The sequence below is a fragment of the Pseudomonas sp. PME37.24/025 genome (assembly GCF_055556615.1).
On record NZ_JBVHNK010000014.1, the window covers coordinates 162490 to 178817 of the forward strand.

Annotated in this window: 20 protein-coding genes; 18 read left to right on the forward strand and 2 right to left on the reverse strand. The window is 57.1% G+C overall.

Annotation, left to right across the window (positions count from 1 at the left end; translation table 11 throughout):
• Window positions 1-25 precede the first annotated feature (25 nt).
• The 18 genes from ACZ3HH_RS24360 to ACZ3HH_RS24445 all read left to right on the forward strand — a co-directional run bounded on the left by ACZ3HH_RS24360 (window position 26) and on the right by ACZ3HH_RS24445 (window position 14413).
• Entirely contained in the window at window positions 26-634 is a 609-nt protein-coding gene (locus ACZ3HH_RS24360) for a phage tail terminator protein (RefSeq protein ID WP_465808447.1), read from the forward strand.
• Window positions 631-852, forward strand: a complete 222-nt coding sequence (locus tag ACZ3HH_RS24365) for a DUF2635 domain-containing protein (RefSeq protein ID WP_465808449.1) — start codon at window positions 631-633, stop codon at window positions 850-852. Before ACZ3HH_RS24360 ends, ACZ3HH_RS24365 begins: the two co-directional genes overlap by 4 nt.
• Window positions 849-2336 carry a phage tail sheath subtilisin-like domain-containing protein gene (locus tag ACZ3HH_RS24370; RefSeq protein ID WP_465808451.1) on the forward strand — a complete coding sequence of 496 codons (1488 nt, stop codon included), beginning with the start codon at window positions 849-851 and terminating at the stop codon, window positions 2334-2336. The genes ACZ3HH_RS24365 and ACZ3HH_RS24370 overlap by 4 nt, the downstream gene beginning before the upstream one ends.
• Before the next feature lie 52 nt (window positions 2337-2388).
• Complete coding sequence (locus ACZ3HH_RS24375) at window positions 2389-2736, forward strand: phage tail tube protein (protein WP_465808453.1); 348 nt, start codon at window positions 2389-2391, stop codon at window positions 2734-2736.
• Window positions 2733-3029: a phage tail assembly protein gene (locus ACZ3HH_RS24380; protein ID WP_465808455.1), complete on the forward strand. Its 297-nt coding sequence runs from the start codon at window positions 2733-2735 to the stop codon at window positions 3027-3029. Before ACZ3HH_RS24375 ends, ACZ3HH_RS24380 begins: the two co-directional genes overlap by 4 nt.
• A 157-nt stretch (window positions 3030-3186) precedes the next feature.
• Window positions 3187-5079 carry a phage tail tape measure protein gene (locus ACZ3HH_RS24385; RefSeq protein WP_465808457.1) on the forward strand — a complete coding sequence of 631 codons (1893 nt, stop codon included), beginning with the start codon at window positions 3187-3189 and terminating at the stop codon, window positions 5077-5079.
• Entirely contained in the window at window positions 5076-6335 is a 1260-nt protein-coding gene (locus tag ACZ3HH_RS24390; RefSeq protein WP_465808459.1) for a DNA circularization protein, read from the forward strand. The genes ACZ3HH_RS24385 and ACZ3HH_RS24390 overlap by 4 nt, the downstream gene beginning before the upstream one ends.
• Before the next feature lie 2 nt (window positions 6336-6337).
• Window positions 6338-7450: a phage baseplate assembly protein gene (locus ACZ3HH_RS24395; RefSeq protein ID WP_465808461.1), complete on the forward strand. Its 1113-nt coding sequence runs from the start codon at window positions 6338-6340 to the stop codon at window positions 7448-7450.
• The gene (locus ACZ3HH_RS24400) at window positions 7447-7959 is read left to right on the forward strand and encodes a phage baseplate assembly protein V (RefSeq protein ID WP_465808463.1); all 513 of its coding nucleotides are present in this window, start codon (window positions 7447-7449) and stop codon (window positions 7957-7959) included. Before ACZ3HH_RS24395 ends, ACZ3HH_RS24400 begins: the two co-directional genes overlap by 4 nt.
• Window positions 7956-8342 (forward strand): phage GP46 family protein, encoded by a 387-nt coding sequence (locus ACZ3HH_RS24405; RefSeq protein WP_465808465.1) that lies wholly within the window; start codon window positions 7956-7958, stop codon window positions 8340-8342. The genes ACZ3HH_RS24400 and ACZ3HH_RS24405 overlap by 4 nt, the downstream gene beginning before the upstream one ends.
• Window positions 8332-9375: a baseplate J/gp47 family protein gene (locus tag ACZ3HH_RS24410; protein ID WP_465808467.1), complete on the forward strand. Its 1044-nt coding sequence runs from the start codon at window positions 8332-8334 to the stop codon at window positions 9373-9375. Before ACZ3HH_RS24405 ends, ACZ3HH_RS24410 begins: the two co-directional genes overlap by 11 nt.
• Window positions 9366-10007 carry a putative phage tail protein gene (locus ACZ3HH_RS24415; RefSeq protein WP_465808469.1) on the forward strand — a complete coding sequence of 214 codons (642 nt, stop codon included), beginning with the start codon at window positions 9366-9368 and terminating at the stop codon, window positions 10005-10007. The genes ACZ3HH_RS24410 and ACZ3HH_RS24415 overlap by 10 nt, the downstream gene beginning before the upstream one ends.
• A 2-nt stretch (window positions 10008-10009) precedes the next feature.
• The gene (locus ACZ3HH_RS24420; RefSeq protein WP_465808471.1) at window positions 10010-10744 is read left to right on the forward strand and encodes a gp53-like domain-containing protein; all 735 of its coding nucleotides are present in this window, start codon (window positions 10010-10012) and stop codon (window positions 10742-10744) included.
• A gap of 62 nt (window positions 10745-10806) precedes the next feature.
• Window positions 10807-12702 (forward strand): hypothetical protein, encoded by a 1896-nt coding sequence (locus tag ACZ3HH_RS24425; RefSeq protein WP_465808473.1) that lies wholly within the window; start codon window positions 10807-10809, stop codon window positions 12700-12702.
• Window positions 12703-12714: 12 nt separating this feature from the next.
• Entirely contained in the window at window positions 12715-12981 is a 267-nt protein-coding gene (locus ACZ3HH_RS24430; protein WP_465808475.1) for a hypothetical protein, read from the forward strand.
• 13 nt (window positions 12982-12994) lie between these two features.
• Window positions 12995-13411, forward strand: a complete 417-nt coding sequence (locus ACZ3HH_RS24435; protein ID WP_465808477.1) for a hypothetical protein — start codon at window positions 12995-12997, stop codon at window positions 13409-13411.
• Window positions 13412-13469: 58 nt separating this feature from the next.
• The gene (locus ACZ3HH_RS24440; protein ID WP_465808479.1) at window positions 13470-13895 is read left to right on the forward strand and encodes a cell wall hydrolase; all 426 of its coding nucleotides are present in this window, start codon (window positions 13470-13472) and stop codon (window positions 13893-13895) included.
• Window positions 13892-14413, forward strand: coding sequence for a lysis system spanin subunit (locus ACZ3HH_RS24445; RefSeq protein ID WP_465808481.1), 522 nt, complete (start codon window positions 13892-13894; stop codon window positions 14411-14413). The genes ACZ3HH_RS24440 and ACZ3HH_RS24445 overlap by 4 nt, the downstream gene beginning before the upstream one ends.
• Before the next feature lie 54 nt (window positions 14414-14467).
• Here ACZ3HH_RS24445 and ACZ3HH_RS24450 read toward each other — a convergent pair whose 3' ends face one another.
• Both ACZ3HH_RS24450 and ACZ3HH_RS24455 read right to left on the reverse strand, forming a co-directional pair.
• Window positions 14468-15430: a hypothetical protein gene (locus ACZ3HH_RS24450; RefSeq protein ID WP_465808483.1), complete on the reverse strand. Its 963-nt coding sequence runs from the start codon at window positions 15428-15430 to the stop codon at window positions 14468-14470.
• Between the two features lie 164 nt (window positions 15431-15594).
• Window positions 15595-16308, reverse strand: a complete 714-nt coding sequence (locus ACZ3HH_RS24455) for an SOS response-associated peptidase family protein (RefSeq protein WP_465808484.1) — start codon at window positions 16306-16308, stop codon at window positions 15595-15597.
• Window positions 16309-16328: the final 20 nt, after the last annotated feature.

The following is a 16328-nucleotide window of genomic DNA, read 5'->3' on the forward strand; positions in this document are numbered from 1 at the left end:
GGCACTTCTAACCCTGGAACAAATGATGAAAATCAGTCTGATCGTCGCGCACCTGCGTGCGTACTGTCCTGCCTTTTCCGGTCGTGTGTCGGCTGGCATCGATTGGGACGCCGTGGCTACCAGCGCCAAGTTGAGCCATCCCTCGGCATACGTGATTGCCGCTGGTGATGACGCTGGCCAAAACGACCTGCAGAACGCCATTCGCCAAGACATTACCGACTTGTTCGACGTGATCCTGGTGCTCGACAGCGCCGATGAGCGCGGCCAAGAGGCAGCAGATCTGCTGCACGATCTGCGCGCTGGTTTATGGAAGGCCTTGGTGGGCTGGAAGCCCGGCACCGAGTACGACCCGATCGAGTACGGCGGTGGCAGTTTGGTCTTTATCAACCGGGCTCGTGTTGTGTACCGCTTCAGCTTTGAAGCTGCGTTTCAGCTGGGCAGAAATCGGGCATCTGATCCTGCCGAAACTTGGGAGGAGTTCGAACTCGATGGTCTGCCGGTACTTGAGGGTATCGATTTCAACGTCGACTTCATTGATCCCGCTGATCCCAATCTTAAAGCACCTGGTCCGGATGGACGGATCGAGGTGCGTTTCTCTGCAGAACTTCCCCAACCCCAAGAGGATGCCCCATGACCCGCATCACTGTTTACCCGGCTGAGGGCCGGAAGACCCCGGATCCGGAGGCCGGTGATTATTTGCCGCCGGAAGGACGCGACGTTCCTCGTAACGCCTACTGGTTGCGGCGCCTGAGTGACGAAGATGTCACCGACCAGGCGCCGAAGAAAGCCAAGGGCACCACTCAACCTGCTGCCGATGCTGGGTCGACGAAAACCGGGAGTGCTGAGCAATGAGCGCAGTCAGTTTCAACAACATCCCCAGCGACATCCGGGTGCCGCTTTTCTACGCCGAGGTGGATAACAGCCAGGCGAACAACGCATCCTCCAGTATGGCGCGGTTGATCGTCGCCCAGGTCAACGATGATTCGGTCGCCGAGGAGGTCGGCCAGTTGACCCTGGTGTCCAGCCTCGGGCTGGCCAAGAGTATCGGCGGCGTCGGTTCGATGCTGGCTCAGATGTACGAAACGTGGCGTGCCAGTGACCCTGCTGGCGAGGTCTGGTGCTTGCCGCTCAAAGGCGTGGGCACCAAGGCAACCGGTACGGTCACCATCACCGGTGCCGTAACCGCCGGAGGGCTGATCAACCTGTACATCGGCGGTACCCGGGTGCGTGCGAGGGTGGCCACCGGCGCTACCCCTGCGGCTGTAGCTGCAGCGCTGGCGACGGCGATCAACTCCGCGGGTCTGGCGGTCACTGCTCTGGCTGCGGCCGGCGTGGTGACACTGACGTGTAAATGGTCTGGTGAGAGCGGCAACGATATTGCGCTGCAGCTCAATCGCCTGGGGCGCAATAATGGCGAAACCACACCCGAGGGTTTGACGGTGGTGCTCGTGGCGATGGCTGGAGGTGCCGGTTCGCCCGATGTGGCAGCTGCTCAGGCAAGCCTGGGCGATGAGCCGTTCGAGTTCATTTGTGCGCCTTGGTCGGACGCCACTTCGCTGGATGCCTGGAAAGAGTTTATGGGTGATTCCAGTGGGCGGTGGAGCTGGGCCAAACAACTCTACGGTCATGTGTACAGCGCCAAGCGCGGCACGCTCGGAACGTTGGTCGCCTTCGGCTCGGTGCGTAACGATCAGCACGTAACGGTCCACGGCTTTGAGGCGCCCGGTCCTGATCCGTTCTGGAAGGTGGCAGCGGGCTACGCGGCTCGGCAGGCGGTGTTTATCTCTGCAGACCCGGCGCGGCCAACTCAGACCGGTGAGTTGACGGGTATCAACCCGGCGCCGGCTGGTGATCGCTTTACGCTGACAGAGCGTCAGTCGCTGCTGTCCCATGGCGTTGCAACGGCCTATTACGGTGGCGGTGCAGTGCGGATTGAACGTGCGATCACCACCTATCAGCTCAATGCCTTTGACCAGGCGGATGACTCGTACCTGGACAGCGAGACGCTGCACCAGTCGGCGTATGTCATCAACTTCCTGAAAACCCGGGTGACCAGTAAGTACGGGCGTCACAAGCTGGCCGATGACGGTACCCGCTTTGGTGCCGGACAGGCGATCGTGACCCCGAACGTGATCCGGGCCGAGATGGTCGCAGGGTACTTCGCGCTCGAGCTGCTGGGCATCGTTGAAAACGCTGAGGCCTTTGCGGAAAACCTGATTGTGGTGCGGTCGCCGACCAACCCAAACCGGGTCGACGTGCTGTATCCGCCGGACCTGGTGAACCAGTTGCGCATCTTCGCGCTGCAGTATCAGTTCCGCCTGCAATACGCGGCCTGACGGATCGAACAACCACAGCCCGCCTTGCGGGCTTTTTTGTAGGAGTAAGGCCATGGGCCAGAAAGTCGCCGGTACCGTCTACATCAAGGCGGACGGCATCCAGTTCACGACCACGGGTGGTGTGGAATGTCCGCTCAGTGACGTCAAGCGCGAGTCCGTAGCGCCGGGTTTCTTCAAGGAAGAAGACCTGGTGCCCTACGTGAAAGCCACGGTCATCCATTCACCTGATCTGCCCATCAAGCAGATCACAACGGCCACTGACCAGACCATTACGGTCGAGTTCAAGAACGGTGGCGTCTACGTTTTGTCCGGCGCCTACATCATCGGTGAGCCTGCGTCGAAGGGCGATGACGGCACCATCGACATTCAGTGGGACGGCTCCAAGGGAGTATGGCAATGAGTGAAGTCGTGAAGCTGTCAGCGCCTATCGAGGCGCATGGTCAGGAGGTGAGCGAACTGACCATGCGCCGGCCTACCCCACAGGAGGCCAGAGCTATCAAGGCCTTGCCCTACAAGATCGACAAGGATGAGTCCGTATCGATCGACCTCGATGTCGCTGCGAAGTACATCGTGGTGTGTGCGGGTATCCCGTCGTCCTCGGTTAACCAGCTGGATCTGGCCGACCTCAACAGCCTCAGTTGGCAGATCGCCGGTTTTTTCATGACGCCGGCATCAGCGATCTTGACGGCCTGATTGCCGCTGCCTATGACCTGGCCTACTTCTGGAAGACCGACCCAGAGCTGGTCATGGCCAGGTCACTGGACATCGTCCTCGAGTCTATAGCGCACGCCCAGCGCATCAATAATGTGCTGCAGGGGGAGTGATGGCAGATAAGTTTCAGCTCAAGGCGTTGATCACCGGCGTCGACAAGCTCTCGCCTATGTTGGCCGGCGCCCGCAAGAACGTCGCGATGTTCCGAAAGGGGCTGGAGAAAACCGGCCTCGGTAAGATTGGATTCAGCGATGTGGTGACTGGTGGTGTGCTGGCCGCGCCTTTTGTGGCCGGGGCCAAAGCGGCGATCGACTTCGAATCGCAGATGGCGGACGTGAAGAAGGTCGTCAACTTCGACGCGCCGCAACAGTTCAAGGAGATGGGCGACGATATTGGCCGGATGTCGGATCGGTTGCCGATGGCCGCTGGCGACATTGCCAAGATTGTCGCCGCGGGGGGCCAGGCCGGTATCGCGCGCGGCGAGCTGCTGGGGTTCGCTGAAGCTGCTGTGAAGATGGGTGTTGCATTTGACCAGAGCGCCGAAGACAGCGGTGACATGATGGCCAAGTGGCGGACCTCGTTCAAAATGACCCAGACTGATGTGGAGGGGTTGGCCGATAAGATCAACTACCTGGGCAACACGGGGCCGGCGAACACCAGACAAATCTCCGACATCGTCACCCGCATCGGGCCGTTGGGTGCCATTGCCGGTTTGGCGTCGGGACAGATCGCAGCGCTGGGCGCCACCATGGCCGGCGTCGGAGTTGGCGAGGAGGAGGCCGCCACCGGCATCAAGAACTTCATGCTGGCCATGACCAAGGGCGCATCCGCGACCAAGGCTCAGTCTCAAGCCTTCAAATCGCTGCGGCTTGATTCCAAGCAGGTTTCCCAAGCGATGCAGAAAGATGCGCAAGGGGCGGTGCTCGACATCCTGCAGCGGGTCAAAGCCGTTGATCCTGCGGCTCAGGCAGGGCTACTCACCAACCTGTTCGGTTCGGAGTCAGTCGCGGCTATTGCGCCGCTGCTAACGAACTTGGACCTGCTGAAGGGCAACCTGCAAAAGGTGGGGGATACCACCAAATATGCCGGCTCCATGGAGAAAGAGTACCAGTCGAGAGCCGCCACGACGGCGAACAACATGCAGCTGTTGCGCAACACCGTCGCAGGTCTGGCGCGAGCCTTTGGTAATGCATTGCTGCCGGGTATCAACTCGGTGGTGGATGTCATGCGGCCAATGATCACCCAGGCGGCGGCCCTCATTCAGGCTAATCCCCAGTTGGTCAAAGGCCTGGCCGCCGCTGGCATTGCGTTCACTGCGATTCGTGCGGCTGTCTTTGCCGCGACAGTGGCCGTTCGGGTGCTCGGTGTTGCCTTCGCCGCGACGCCGGTGGGGATTATTGCGGTGGCGATCGCGGCAGCAGCGGGGTTGATTATCGCCAATTGGGAGACAGTGGGTCCGTTCTTCACAGCCCTCTGGGAGCTGGTGAAAGCGGTATCGACGCCAATCGTGGAGTTTTTCAAAACGATCTTCGACTGGTCACCCATGGGGATGATCATCAAGAACTGGTCGCCGATCACGGCTTTTTTCAAAAAGCTATGGGACGGCATTAAGCCCTATGTTCAGCCGATCCTGAAGCTCTTCGGGATGGATGAGGACGGAGCCGGGTTGACCGCGAAGATGCAGCAAGTGGCCGAGGCGCAGCGTATTCGCAATGCTGGGGTCGGCGGTGGCACCGGCGCTTTGCTGCTGGCCAATGCGCCGCAGACTCTGCGCAATCAACAGGCCGAGCGTAACGCGACCCAGACGGGGCTTGATCCCAATCAGTTGCTGCGTCCGCCGGGCTTGCCGGCGCCTGGCTCGTTGCTCCAGCAGACGGCGGCAGCGAACAAGACACAGCTCAATGGCGAGTTGGTGGTGCGCTTTCCGAATGCGCCGGCGGGATTGCGGGCCGACCCGGCTAAAACCAGCCAGCCCGGACTTTCCATCACGCCGAAGGTTGGCTATCGATCTTTATCGGGGGATGCACCATGAGTGAATGGCGTGACCGCAAACAGGACGCATCCTTTCGTGGGATCCCGTTTTGGGTTGATACCGATACTGTCCCGGTAGGCCGGCGCACGCAGGTCCACGAGTACCCCAAGCGTGACCGGCCTTACACCGAAGACATGGGGCGCCAGACACGCAAATACCGGTTTGCTGGATTTGTCGTCGGTGATGATTGTCTGGCGCAGCGTGACCGCTTGCTGGCCGCGCTGGATAAGCCGGGAAGCGGTGAGCTGGTGCACCCCTGGTTTGGTCGGCTGACGGTCACGGCAGGGGAATGCGAAGTCTCGCATGCACGGGATGAAGGGGGCATGGTCCGTTTCGGCCTGGAGTTCATCGATGGCACCTTGGAGTTTCCTGTCCAGTCGCCGAACACCCGGCAGCAATTGGTGAGGCAGCAAGAATCTCTGCTGGATTCTATCCAGAGCCGTTTCAGAAGTGCGATGGCTCCAGTTAACTTGGCGGGGCAGCGTGCTCGAGCCTTGCGTACCGCGCTGTCGAGCGTTTATGCCTTCGGCATCAACTTCTTGAAGCCTCTGACATCGCTGGCCTCGGACCTGGACGCCTTTGTGGATGCCCTGATAAACGCTCCCGATGCGTTCTCAGCCAGCTTGTTGAGTGACCAGATCAGTTTGGAGCGAACCTTTGACGGCTACGGAGCAGGCAGTCAGGTGAAGAGCAGTCAAGCCATGGCGGAGGCGATGCCGACGTTAACGACAGAGGTGCCGGCCACGGCAACCGCAAACGAAGCGGTGATCCAGGCGGCGGTCATTGCGCTGATTCAGGACGTCGCCATTCTGGGGCTGGTGCTGGATATGGCGCAGGTGCCCATTGCCGCGGTGGCCAGCCCGGCTCAAGCCGCAGGGCTGGATGCGCAACTGGCCGAGCAGGGGCTGACAACCTCGGCCGGTGATGCCGCATTGACCAGTGTCCCGGTCGCCGATGACATCCTAGAGTTACGTGACTCGATCAGCGAAGCCATTTGGTCCGTTGCCGCAAACAGTGCTCCCGATCACTTCGGTGTGCTCAGTGATGCGCGATTGCATCTTGATCGCCATCTAACCGAAGTCGCCCGCAGCGGTGTGTGGTTGCACGCCTATTCCCCGCGGGAAACAGTTTCGTCGCTCGTCCTGGCCTACAGCCTTTATGGCGATGCACTGCGGGGAGTCGAGATTGTTTCGCGCAACCGCATCCGTCATCCCGGCTTTGTGCCGGCCACCGAGCTACAAGTCGCCAAGAGCTAATTATGGACCCATTGAATACCGTCACCCTGAGCGTTGGCGGGTACGACTACGCCGGTTGGAAGTCAGTGCGGATCAGTGCCGGCCTGGAACGTCAGGCACGTGACTTTGAGTTGGCCATCACCTGGAGCTGGCCGGGGGGTGGTGATGTGCCAGTGCGCATCCGGGCGGGTGAGGCGGTCGAAGTACGCATCGGTACCGAGCTGATCCTGACGGGGTATGTGTCAGCGACCCCCATTCAATACGACGGTCGCAACGTCAATCTGTCGATCGCTGGAAAGTCTCGGACGGGCGACCTGGTCGATTGTGCCGCGATCAATACTCCCGGCCAATGGCGCGCCCAGAGCGTGCAGAGCATCGTTGCGGCACTCGCCGGCGAGTACGGCATCACCGTGGTCGATGATTCCGGCCTGGCGCAGGCGATCGATGATCATTCGATTGAGCCAGGCGAAACAGCGTTCGAGAGCATTGACCGATTACTGACCTTGTCTCGCCTGTTCAGTACCGACGATGGCCGGGGTCGTTTGGTCATCGCCTCGCCGGGGAGTGCTGGTCGTTCAGCCGACCGGTTGATGCTCGGGGAGAACATCCTGACCGGGGATGCGCAGTTGGACTTCTCCAATGTGTTCTCCGAATACATCAGTAAGGGGCAGCGCAGCGGTACCGACAACAGCTTTGGAGTCTCCGCAACTGAGGTCGAGGCCAGGATCACGGATGATCGAATCGGGCGCAGGCGGGTGAAGGTTATCCAGCAATCCGGTCAGTTATCTCCGGCGATCGCCCGGGCGCGAGTCGAATGGGAGCGTGGCAACGCCATCAGCAAGGCACTGGCTGCGTCCTATAAGTTTCAGGGCTGGCGGCAGAGCAATGGCGAGCTGTGGCGGCACAACATGATTGTGCGCGTTGTGGATCCGGTGATCGGTTTTGATCGGGACATGCTGATCACCGAGATCAGTTACGAACTAGGCGAGCAGGGCACCTTGGCGACGCTCAGCGTTGCACCTCCCGATGGGTTCCTGCCTGAACCGAACGACTCCTATGAGAAGCGCAAGCTGCGCAAAGGCAAGAAGACCGACAACTTCGAATACCTCATACCTGCGGACTACAAACCATCATGAGCGCACTGACGAACTTTCTGGCTCGTGGCGTCGTTGCCCTGAGCAATTCGGCCAGCAAGCTGCAGAGCCTGCAGCTGCGTTTGCTGGCCGGCGAAGTGAAGGATCAGGTTGAACACCTGGAGCCCTATGGCTTTACGGCTCGCCCACTTGACGGTGCGGAAGCGCTGGCTGGATTCATTGGTGGCGATCGCAGCCATGGGGTGGTGATCGTCGTCTCGGATCGTCGCTATCGCCTGCAAGGACTGAAGTCCGGAGAGGTGGCCATCTATACCGATGAAGGCGACAAGATCCACCTCAAACGTGGACGGATCATCGATATCGAAACCCAGACCCTCAACATCAAAGCCACCGCCAGCGTGAACTTTGATACGCCGGAAATCACTCAGACTGGTCGGTTCGTTAGCCAAGGCGATCAGGTGGCCGGCGGCATCAGCCAGATCGATCACCCACACGGTGGTGTCCAGGCGGGTAATGGCCAGAGCGGTCCGCCCATTGGAGGTGCTGAATGACCCGTGAGCAACTCTTGCGCCGCGCGGTGACCATTAGTCTGTTCTCCTGGCGACGCGCGAATGATGACGATGAGTTGGACGACAGCGATCGCCAGGGTTGGTGGGGCGACAGCGTGCCCACGGTGGCAGGTGACCAGATGGGGTCGCGCCTGTGGCTGCTGCGCCGGCGAACACTGATCCCAGACACCTTCAAGGATGCAAAGGCGTATGCCGATGAGGCGTTGGCCTGGATGGTCACTGACCTGATCGTAGCGGCTGTCACGGTGACGGTCGATCGGCTGGGCGTTGATCGGATGAACATGCGGGTGCTGCTTATCGAACAAAGCGGCGAAACCCTGGAACTTGCTTTCGAAGACACCTGGAGTCTGATCAATGCCGTATGAAATCCCGACATTGCCAGCGCTGATCAAGCGCACAGAGTCAGACTTCGAGCGTAACGCACCGGATGCACTGCGCCGATCAGACGCAAAAGCTGCCGCCCGGGCCCACAGTGGTACCGCTTTCGAGTTGTATGGTTACCAGCAATGGATTGCCCGCCAGGCTCACCCAGCAACGTGTGACGAGGAGAATCTGCTGAACTGGGCCGACTGGCGCCTCACTGAGGGGCGGACACCTGCGGTGGCCGCATCTGGCTTCATCGCGGTGACCGGCACTTCTGGCGCTCTGGTCGACGTCGATCTGATATTTCAATCCACTGACGGCCGTCGCTACCTGGTGGCCCAGACGGCCACCCTGGTCAACGGCGCCGCGAGTGTTTCGGTTCGATCTGAAATCGTCGGTACCGCAGGAAACATCGAAGGCGGCAATCTTTCGGCAATCTCGCCAATCGTGGGCGTCAACCCTACCGCGGTGATCGGGGGCGACGGGATTACCGGCGGTACCGAACAGGAAAGCGTCGATGCACTCCGGGCTCGCGTTCGGACCGCTTTTAAGAATCCGAGCAAGGTCGGCAGTGGCGCAGACTTTGTCGAATGGGCGCTTGAGGTTCCGGGCGTCACACGAGCGTGGGCACTGCCTCGTTGGATGGGGCCGGGGACGTTTGGCCTCACCTTTGTGCGGGATGGCGATATCGACATTTTCCCCACGGCCGCGCAGGTGGCGGAAGTTCAGGCGCATCTGGATGCAAGGCGCCCGGTGACTGCTGAGGTATACACCTTCGCGCCAATCCCTAAAACGATAAACCTGACATTGAAGTTGGTACCGGATAGCACGGCATTGCGAGATGCCGTGAGTGCCGAGCTGGTGATCCTGATCAGGGACGAAGCCGGGCCGGACGATACGCTCCTTATTTCGCATCTGGATGGAGCCATCACCAATACCCCGGGCGAGACGGACCACACTCTACTGTCACCGAGTGCGAATGTGGACATCGCCAAAAACGAGGTGGGCAGGTTAGGGGTGATCACATGGCAATGACTGAACAGGATTACCGGCAGCAGTTGCAACAGCTGCTGCCGCCCGGTCCTGCCTTTGATCCGGAACTACAGCCGGACATTGGCGAGATGGTTGCCGGGCTTGCGCCTGAGTTTGCCAGGGTCGACACCGCGCTCGACAGCCTGCAGCTCGAATTGAATCCGGCCACTGTCATCCAGTTGCTAACGGATTGGGAGGACTATTTAGGGTTGCCGGACGGTTGTACGTTTCCGGGTTCGCAAACACTGGAGGAAAGACAGCTTGCCGTCATTAACAAGATGGCGGCTACCGGTGCGCCTCAACTCACCTACTACCTGAAACTAGGCACGCAGGTCGGACTCTCTACCAGCATCGAAGAATTCCGGCCCGCTCGGATAGGTTCGGCAAACGTCGGCGACTTCCTTTTTGGGGATGGGTGGCCTTGGTCCTGGCTCGCATCGGTTCCAGCGTCCGCGTATGGCACCGAGCCAGCCGCGACTCTGGACTGCCGCCTGCAACGGGAAGCCCCCGAATACACCGATGTGGTGCTGGGCTTTGGCAAAGAGGTTGTTGCAGACGTCTTCAGCAAAGCGGATCAACTATTCAACACCGTTCATTACGTCATGCCTGTCGCTGTTAATGGCGCTGAGGAATAAGTATGCAAAAAATTTCAGAATGGACGGATCTCGTAACGCCGGCGGGCGAGTTTCGTTACGGCAGCCTCACTGGCGGCGAACCACCTACGCCTCTAAAGGCTGAGTGGTTAAACCAGGTCCAGGCTGAGTTGGCTAACTTCATTCTGGCGTCACTGCCAACACTGGATGCAGCAGATAGTTTTCAGTTACTGAAAGCCGCTCAGAAGATGATTTCGAACTTGGCGGTTCAAGCAACGACGCTGGCGGGATACGGGATCACGGACGCCTATACCAAGGCGCAGGCCGATTTGATTATTTCCGGTAAAGCAAACTGGGCGATAACCTTAGCGGGTTACGGCATTAATGATGCTTATACAAAGTCGACCATTGATGCCTACTTGCAGAATAAGGCCGACAAAGTAACGGTTGATCAGCAGCTAATGCTGAAGCAAGACAAAAGTACAGCGTTGATGGCTGTTAATGGGTGGCACCTAGACAAAGCCACGGGGCGCCTGGAGCAGTGGGGGAGTGGTGTGGTCGCACCCGATTCGGTAAGCCAGGCGTTTGATTTTCCGACCCCGTTTGCTGAGGTTTATAACTGCTTTGGCAATAAGGTAACTCCAAACAGTCAAGACGATGATGCCAACTCGGCCGGTGCCTTTTTCATTAGTCCAACTCAATATAAGTTGTTCAACGACACGGTTCATTTCGCGGCAACGGTTCACTGGCGCGCGATTGGTCGAGCACCAGGTTATTAAGTTTTAACTTCTATTTTTGCGCGACCCACTTCGGTGGTTTTTTTTGTGCCTGGAGAAACCGAATGACTGATATTTCAGCGCTGGAAGCCTACGCTGGCCAGCTCTCTGAAGCGGCTCAGCGATCGACCGCGGCGGCCGCGCTGCAACACCAGTTCGTGAACGCAGATGAAAACACCGCTATTGAAACTGAATCTGGCCCGCTACCTTCGTTAGCAAAGTGGCGCAAAGACTTGGCGACATTGGAAACCCAATTAGCTGACCCCGACGTAGGCGCTGAAATTGTGGCCTGGAAGCGCACAGGCCTTTACTCCGCGATCAAGACGGCCAACCTCGCGCTCTCTGGGCTTGTGGTCAACATCTGGGAGTTTGCTGACCTTGCCATCGGTTACGATCCGACGGGTATTGTTCCTTACTGGCAATGGGACTGGACACCGGCCACGTCAGCAGCCAGCTATTACGTTAAGAACAAAGGCGGGGGTACGGTCCGCTACCCCTCAGGCGCCTATCCACATCGCATAATGACGAAGCTGCACTCGGTTGCTTGGGATGGTGACGGCCCAAGCTCGACATTCATTACTACTTTGCCTGTTGCTACCACCGGCCACTATGGCTTGATTGAAGTCGAAGCCGGTGCCGTTTCTGCGTCTCACATGAGCGACATGCATATCATGGGTAGTGCAACTCCAGGCTTCGACTTGCCACCCGTTAACTCGACTCAATGGGGGATGTACTTTAAAGCCAAGTGGGATGCTACCTACAAACACGGTGGCCTTTGGTATTCAAACTTCACGAATGTGCGGATTTCAAACTTCAATAAAGGTATCTGGACACGCGGTGGATACACCAACCTTCACTATCAGCTCCCAATTCAGTTCCTGAAGTTTTACCAGTTCTTCGTACAGGTTCCCAATGGTGGTGAGGCCATCAGGATGACTGGCCAGCATGGTCAGATTGATTTTATTGGTGGTTCCGGCGAAGGGCGAGACGGTGCTGTGGCGTTCAGGTGTGTGACGCTGGACTACGACCCCGATCCGGCAACAATGGCGGACAACAACAGCGGTCATGGTGAGAGTACCGCCCATGTGGCGGGCGTCGATCATGCTGTCCTAGCTCCCATCAATGTGACCTTCGGTGGCAAGTTTTCCTTTCAAAAGGCCCAAGAAGGTTTGTATGGGCGCAGCTGCCGGGCGATTGTGGTTGATCGATGCTGGGTAGAGGACATTGGGAAGTTCGTCACCTTGACGGGGAGCGGCCAGGCAGTTGTCACAAAAAACCATTTAGCCAATGCCGCTGACGGTTCTAAGTTTGGTTCGCTTGGGGCGGGCTATTTGTACAAGTGCAGCAGTGGTGCCGGCATTGATTTCGCCGAGGACAACGAGATTCAGGGTGTTGTCGATAACTATATGGACCCGTCGACAAACTACAACGATTGCCAGGGCTTGAATCTGAAAGGCATGTTGTCGGGTAGTCCTGCTGGGAAGTTTAAAGCGGCTGGCTTTAAAACGCTGACGCTCAATGGCGGCGTGGTAGATCTGCTGGCTCATAAATTTGCTACGGTAAACCCGTCGCTCAGCGATCCCTTACTGAAACTCAGCCACCTTGCTGCTACAGCAGCACCTGGTGAGACGGTCCGGCTGCGCCCGCTGATAGGCCCGATTACCGTGACCAACACCGGCAATATCTCTCTCAATAACCTCACCGAATTCACTGTCCCGCAGAACGGGGTGGTGACATTGCTGCGGATTCCTCAGGTCGTGGGAGCGGTGGAGTGGGTATTTGTCAGCTGTACACCGAGCATGGGCACAGCGGTCCCCGCTGACGGCTTCTATTACGCAGCGGGTTTCGAAAGAGAGCGAAGTAATCCGGCCGCCGGTGCGACCACGGGTTGGAAGTGCGTGACAGGGGGGATCGCGGGATCAACAGCAGTATTCAAGAACAAGTCGAACTTATCCGCGTAATGAGGAAATGAAATGGCCGTCACAGCAAGTTTAACCACGTCATACGGCGAGACGCGTGACCTCTATGTGCGCGTCAACAGCCTGTCGACTAGTAATCATGGGGTCAGCTCCAGTGCACTGTTTCGAGGCTATATCGGCCAAGAACAATTTCAGGCGGGTGGTGGCTACGTGTGGGAGTTTGAGATGGATTTCATGGTGGATGTCTCGGGGCCGATCTGGGGGCAGGTCTATGAGGCACTCAAGGCACTGCCCGAGTTCTTTGGCTGCACTGACTGTTAAGTGAGGGCTTTGAATGAAGTACTACGTAGTCAAATACACGGATGATTTACCGGATGGATTCGGTGGGGTCACCCAAGGCCCGGCCATCAAAATAAGGCCCAAGTATGAGGGCGACATGGGGTTGCTAGAGCATGAAAAGACCCACGTACGACAGTGGTATGTGTTGATGGTGCTGGGTCTGTTGATTGCAGTGGCGCTGATGTTGTTCGTCTCACTGGCACTTTGGCCCGCCATCATGATGACTCCCTATATTCATCCGTTGACCTACAAATACCTGCGGCCATACCGGCAGTGGTGCGAAGCACGTGCCTATCGCAAGCAGATTGCAGTGGGCGGCTACACCAATTCGGATTTTGCAGTGACCGCCTTGGTCGAGAAGTATCACTTCAGACTGAGCATCGCTGAGGCCAGGTCTCTGCTCAGCGGCTAAAAGCTGCGCCCCAATTCAACCCGCCATGAGCGGGTTTATTTTTGCCTGGAGAAAAGCAATGACCGGAACCGAGAAAGACCGCGACATCCTCGCGCGTACCTTGTGGGGTGAAGCCCGTGGCGAAAGTCTGGCCGGCCAAATCGCCGTAGCCTGGACCATTCGAAACCGTGTGGACGATGGTAAAGCCAAGTCTTGGTGGGGGGAGGGCTATGCTGGTGTTTGCCAGAAACCTTACCAGTTCAGCTGCTGGAACAAAAACGATCCAAATTTCATCTACCTGAGCGGTGCGAAATCCATACCGTTTCGCGAGTTTGCTCAAGCGCAGATCGCTGCTGACCAGGTGATGGCTGGCAATGTGCCGGACCCAACCGGCGGAGCCACGCACTACTACGCGACCACTATGCCAAAGGCGCCTGGTTGGACTCTGGGAGCGAAGCAGACTTTGAAGCTCGGAAACCACATATTCTTCAAGGATGTGCCATGAACCCCGTGGAGATGAAGGTGGCCTTGGCCGGGGTGCTGGCGTTGTTGCTGATCACCGCAGGCAGCGTATGGAAGGTACAGGATTGGCGCTATGGCAAGGAGCTCTCCGAGCAGGCTCGGCTACACGGAGGCACGCTGAACGAGCTGACCCTTGCCGCCGCGACCCAACAACGTAACGCACAGGACAAGCGACTCGAGCTCGAGCAGCGCTTGTCGGTCAGCGAGCACACCTACTACGAGGAACTGAGCGATGCTCAACGCAACCAGGCTCGTTTGCGCGATCGCCTTGCCACTTCTGATTTGCGGCTGTCAGTCCTTCTCGACAGCACAGATTCAGCCGGTGGTTGTTCAGTGCCAGCCAGTACCGAAGCCGGCGGCATGGTTCATGGAAGCGCGCGCGCCCAACTTGACCCAGCGCATGCTCAACGAATTGTCGAAATCACCGACAGCGGCGATCGAGGATTGATCGCACTAGCCGCCTGTCAGGCCTACGCCACAGAAGTCTCAACAATGAAGTAGAAAGATCGGCGGCAAGATACATTATTGTTTAGACTGGCCGCCGTTCCCTTCGGACTATTGTATGTTTGCATGGCTCAATTTTTTCCAGATCCAGCTTAGGGTGCCGATATAAGGGATTGTTGTTATATATAGGAGTAGGTAGTTTAGTTCTTTAGGCCATTTAATGTTAAAATCGTTTTGTATGCTCAGTAAGATTGGAGGTAAAAAAACACCAATTGTAAGGAGTAGTCCGATGATGCTTATGACTTTCATGGTCGTTTTTTTTATTTGAAAGTGGGAGTTAAATAGATTGTAGTTTCCCATCGCGGAGCGAAGTTCAATGAGGGTCCCATCCCTATATCTAACTATTCCCTCGAAGCCATCTCGAATTATGCTCTCGTAATCAGGTGTATGTCTTGGTTTGTTTTCATAGTATCTTGCCCAGATCGCGTCTCTCTCTTCTGGTAATATAGTTGGATTTTGTTCTATTTCTTTACGTTGAGCTTCGATTTGTGCTTTTTTTTCTTGTAGATTCGTTACTTTAGCTACGTTTAAAATATCGTCTTTGGATTGCTCCCATATTCGAGCAAAGCCTCTTATACGGAGCTCTATTTCGTCGAGCCTTTCATCGTCTACAAGGTTTGGAGTTGGTTTAAACATCTTTGGCGTATCTGGATTGGTGTTTGATTTTATGGAAAATGGAGGTGAGGAGTAAAGAAGTGTTAATAGTCTGCAAAGACTATCGCAGAGTTGTTTGTCTGGTTGATTTTTTATGGATGACCATGGTTGTCTGATTACAGATTTGCATGTTTCATATCCTAGGTCTCCATCTACTAATAATGGGTCGTTACTCATGAGAGAGTAAGTGTTTAAATGAAGCTCAATATTTGTCGCGTCTTTAGATATTTTTTCAAGTCTAATTCGAGCTTCTTGGATTTTCTGATAAGCATATATTGCATACGCAGAATAGAATGCGGCGCCTATGCCGATCAGTGTGGAGTGTATAGAAGGAAGGGCCGTTAAAATTGCTGAGTCCATTTCTTTGCCTTTTAAGGGTTCTCGGATAGCCTTATAGTGAAGTTGTTTTGGGCGTAATGGCAAATTTTATGCAGGTTTTTTCCGACAATAAATAACGGCTTGTACGACTAGGAAGCCGCGTTTGAGGACCGGCTCTTGGCATTGGAGTCAATGGTTCCGGTTAGTTAGCCATTGTCCTGGTAGTTCCCCCTGGCAACCTCAATGACGGGCTGAATTAGTGCTGGCCCCTGGTTTCTAACGTTGCCCACCGCACAGTCAACCTTGAACCACTCGAAGGCCTCAGTCGGTACTCCTTGCAACAGCACCATCTGCTCGGCGCGCTCCTTGGGCGTGGCCGGATCCAGCCATTCCCGGGCCAGATCGGGGTTCAGCGTCACCGGCTGCCGATCGTGAATATCCAACATGCCGCCCTTGCTATCGGCGGTGATGACCACGAAGCCGTCATATTCACTCGGGCCAAATTCAGCGCTTGGGTATTGGCCGATCGCGGCGCACAGGATTGGCGCTCGGTCTCTTCGGCGGATCAGGTAAGGCTGTTTCTTCGGTCCACCTTCATCGACCCATTCGAACCAGTTGTTGATCGCGATGATTGCCCGGTGTGGCCAGATCGCTTTGAAGAACGGACCATGGGCGACTTTTTCCACCCGAGCATTGATTGGCGCGGCGCGGTCCTTTGCCCAGTGCGGCCGCCATCCCCAGCGAACCATGTCGGCTCGCAGAAACTGGCCTTCCTGGTGAAAGAGGGCGAGCTGAGTGGACGGCGGGGCGTTGTAGAGCTCGAATGGCTGGTTGCCTGCATAGTTGATCAGGGCGTTGGGCATGCTCAGCGCCGCGACAAAGTCATGAATGCCGCTGTATTGGGAAAGACGTCCACACATGGCTACGCCCTCGGATTGCT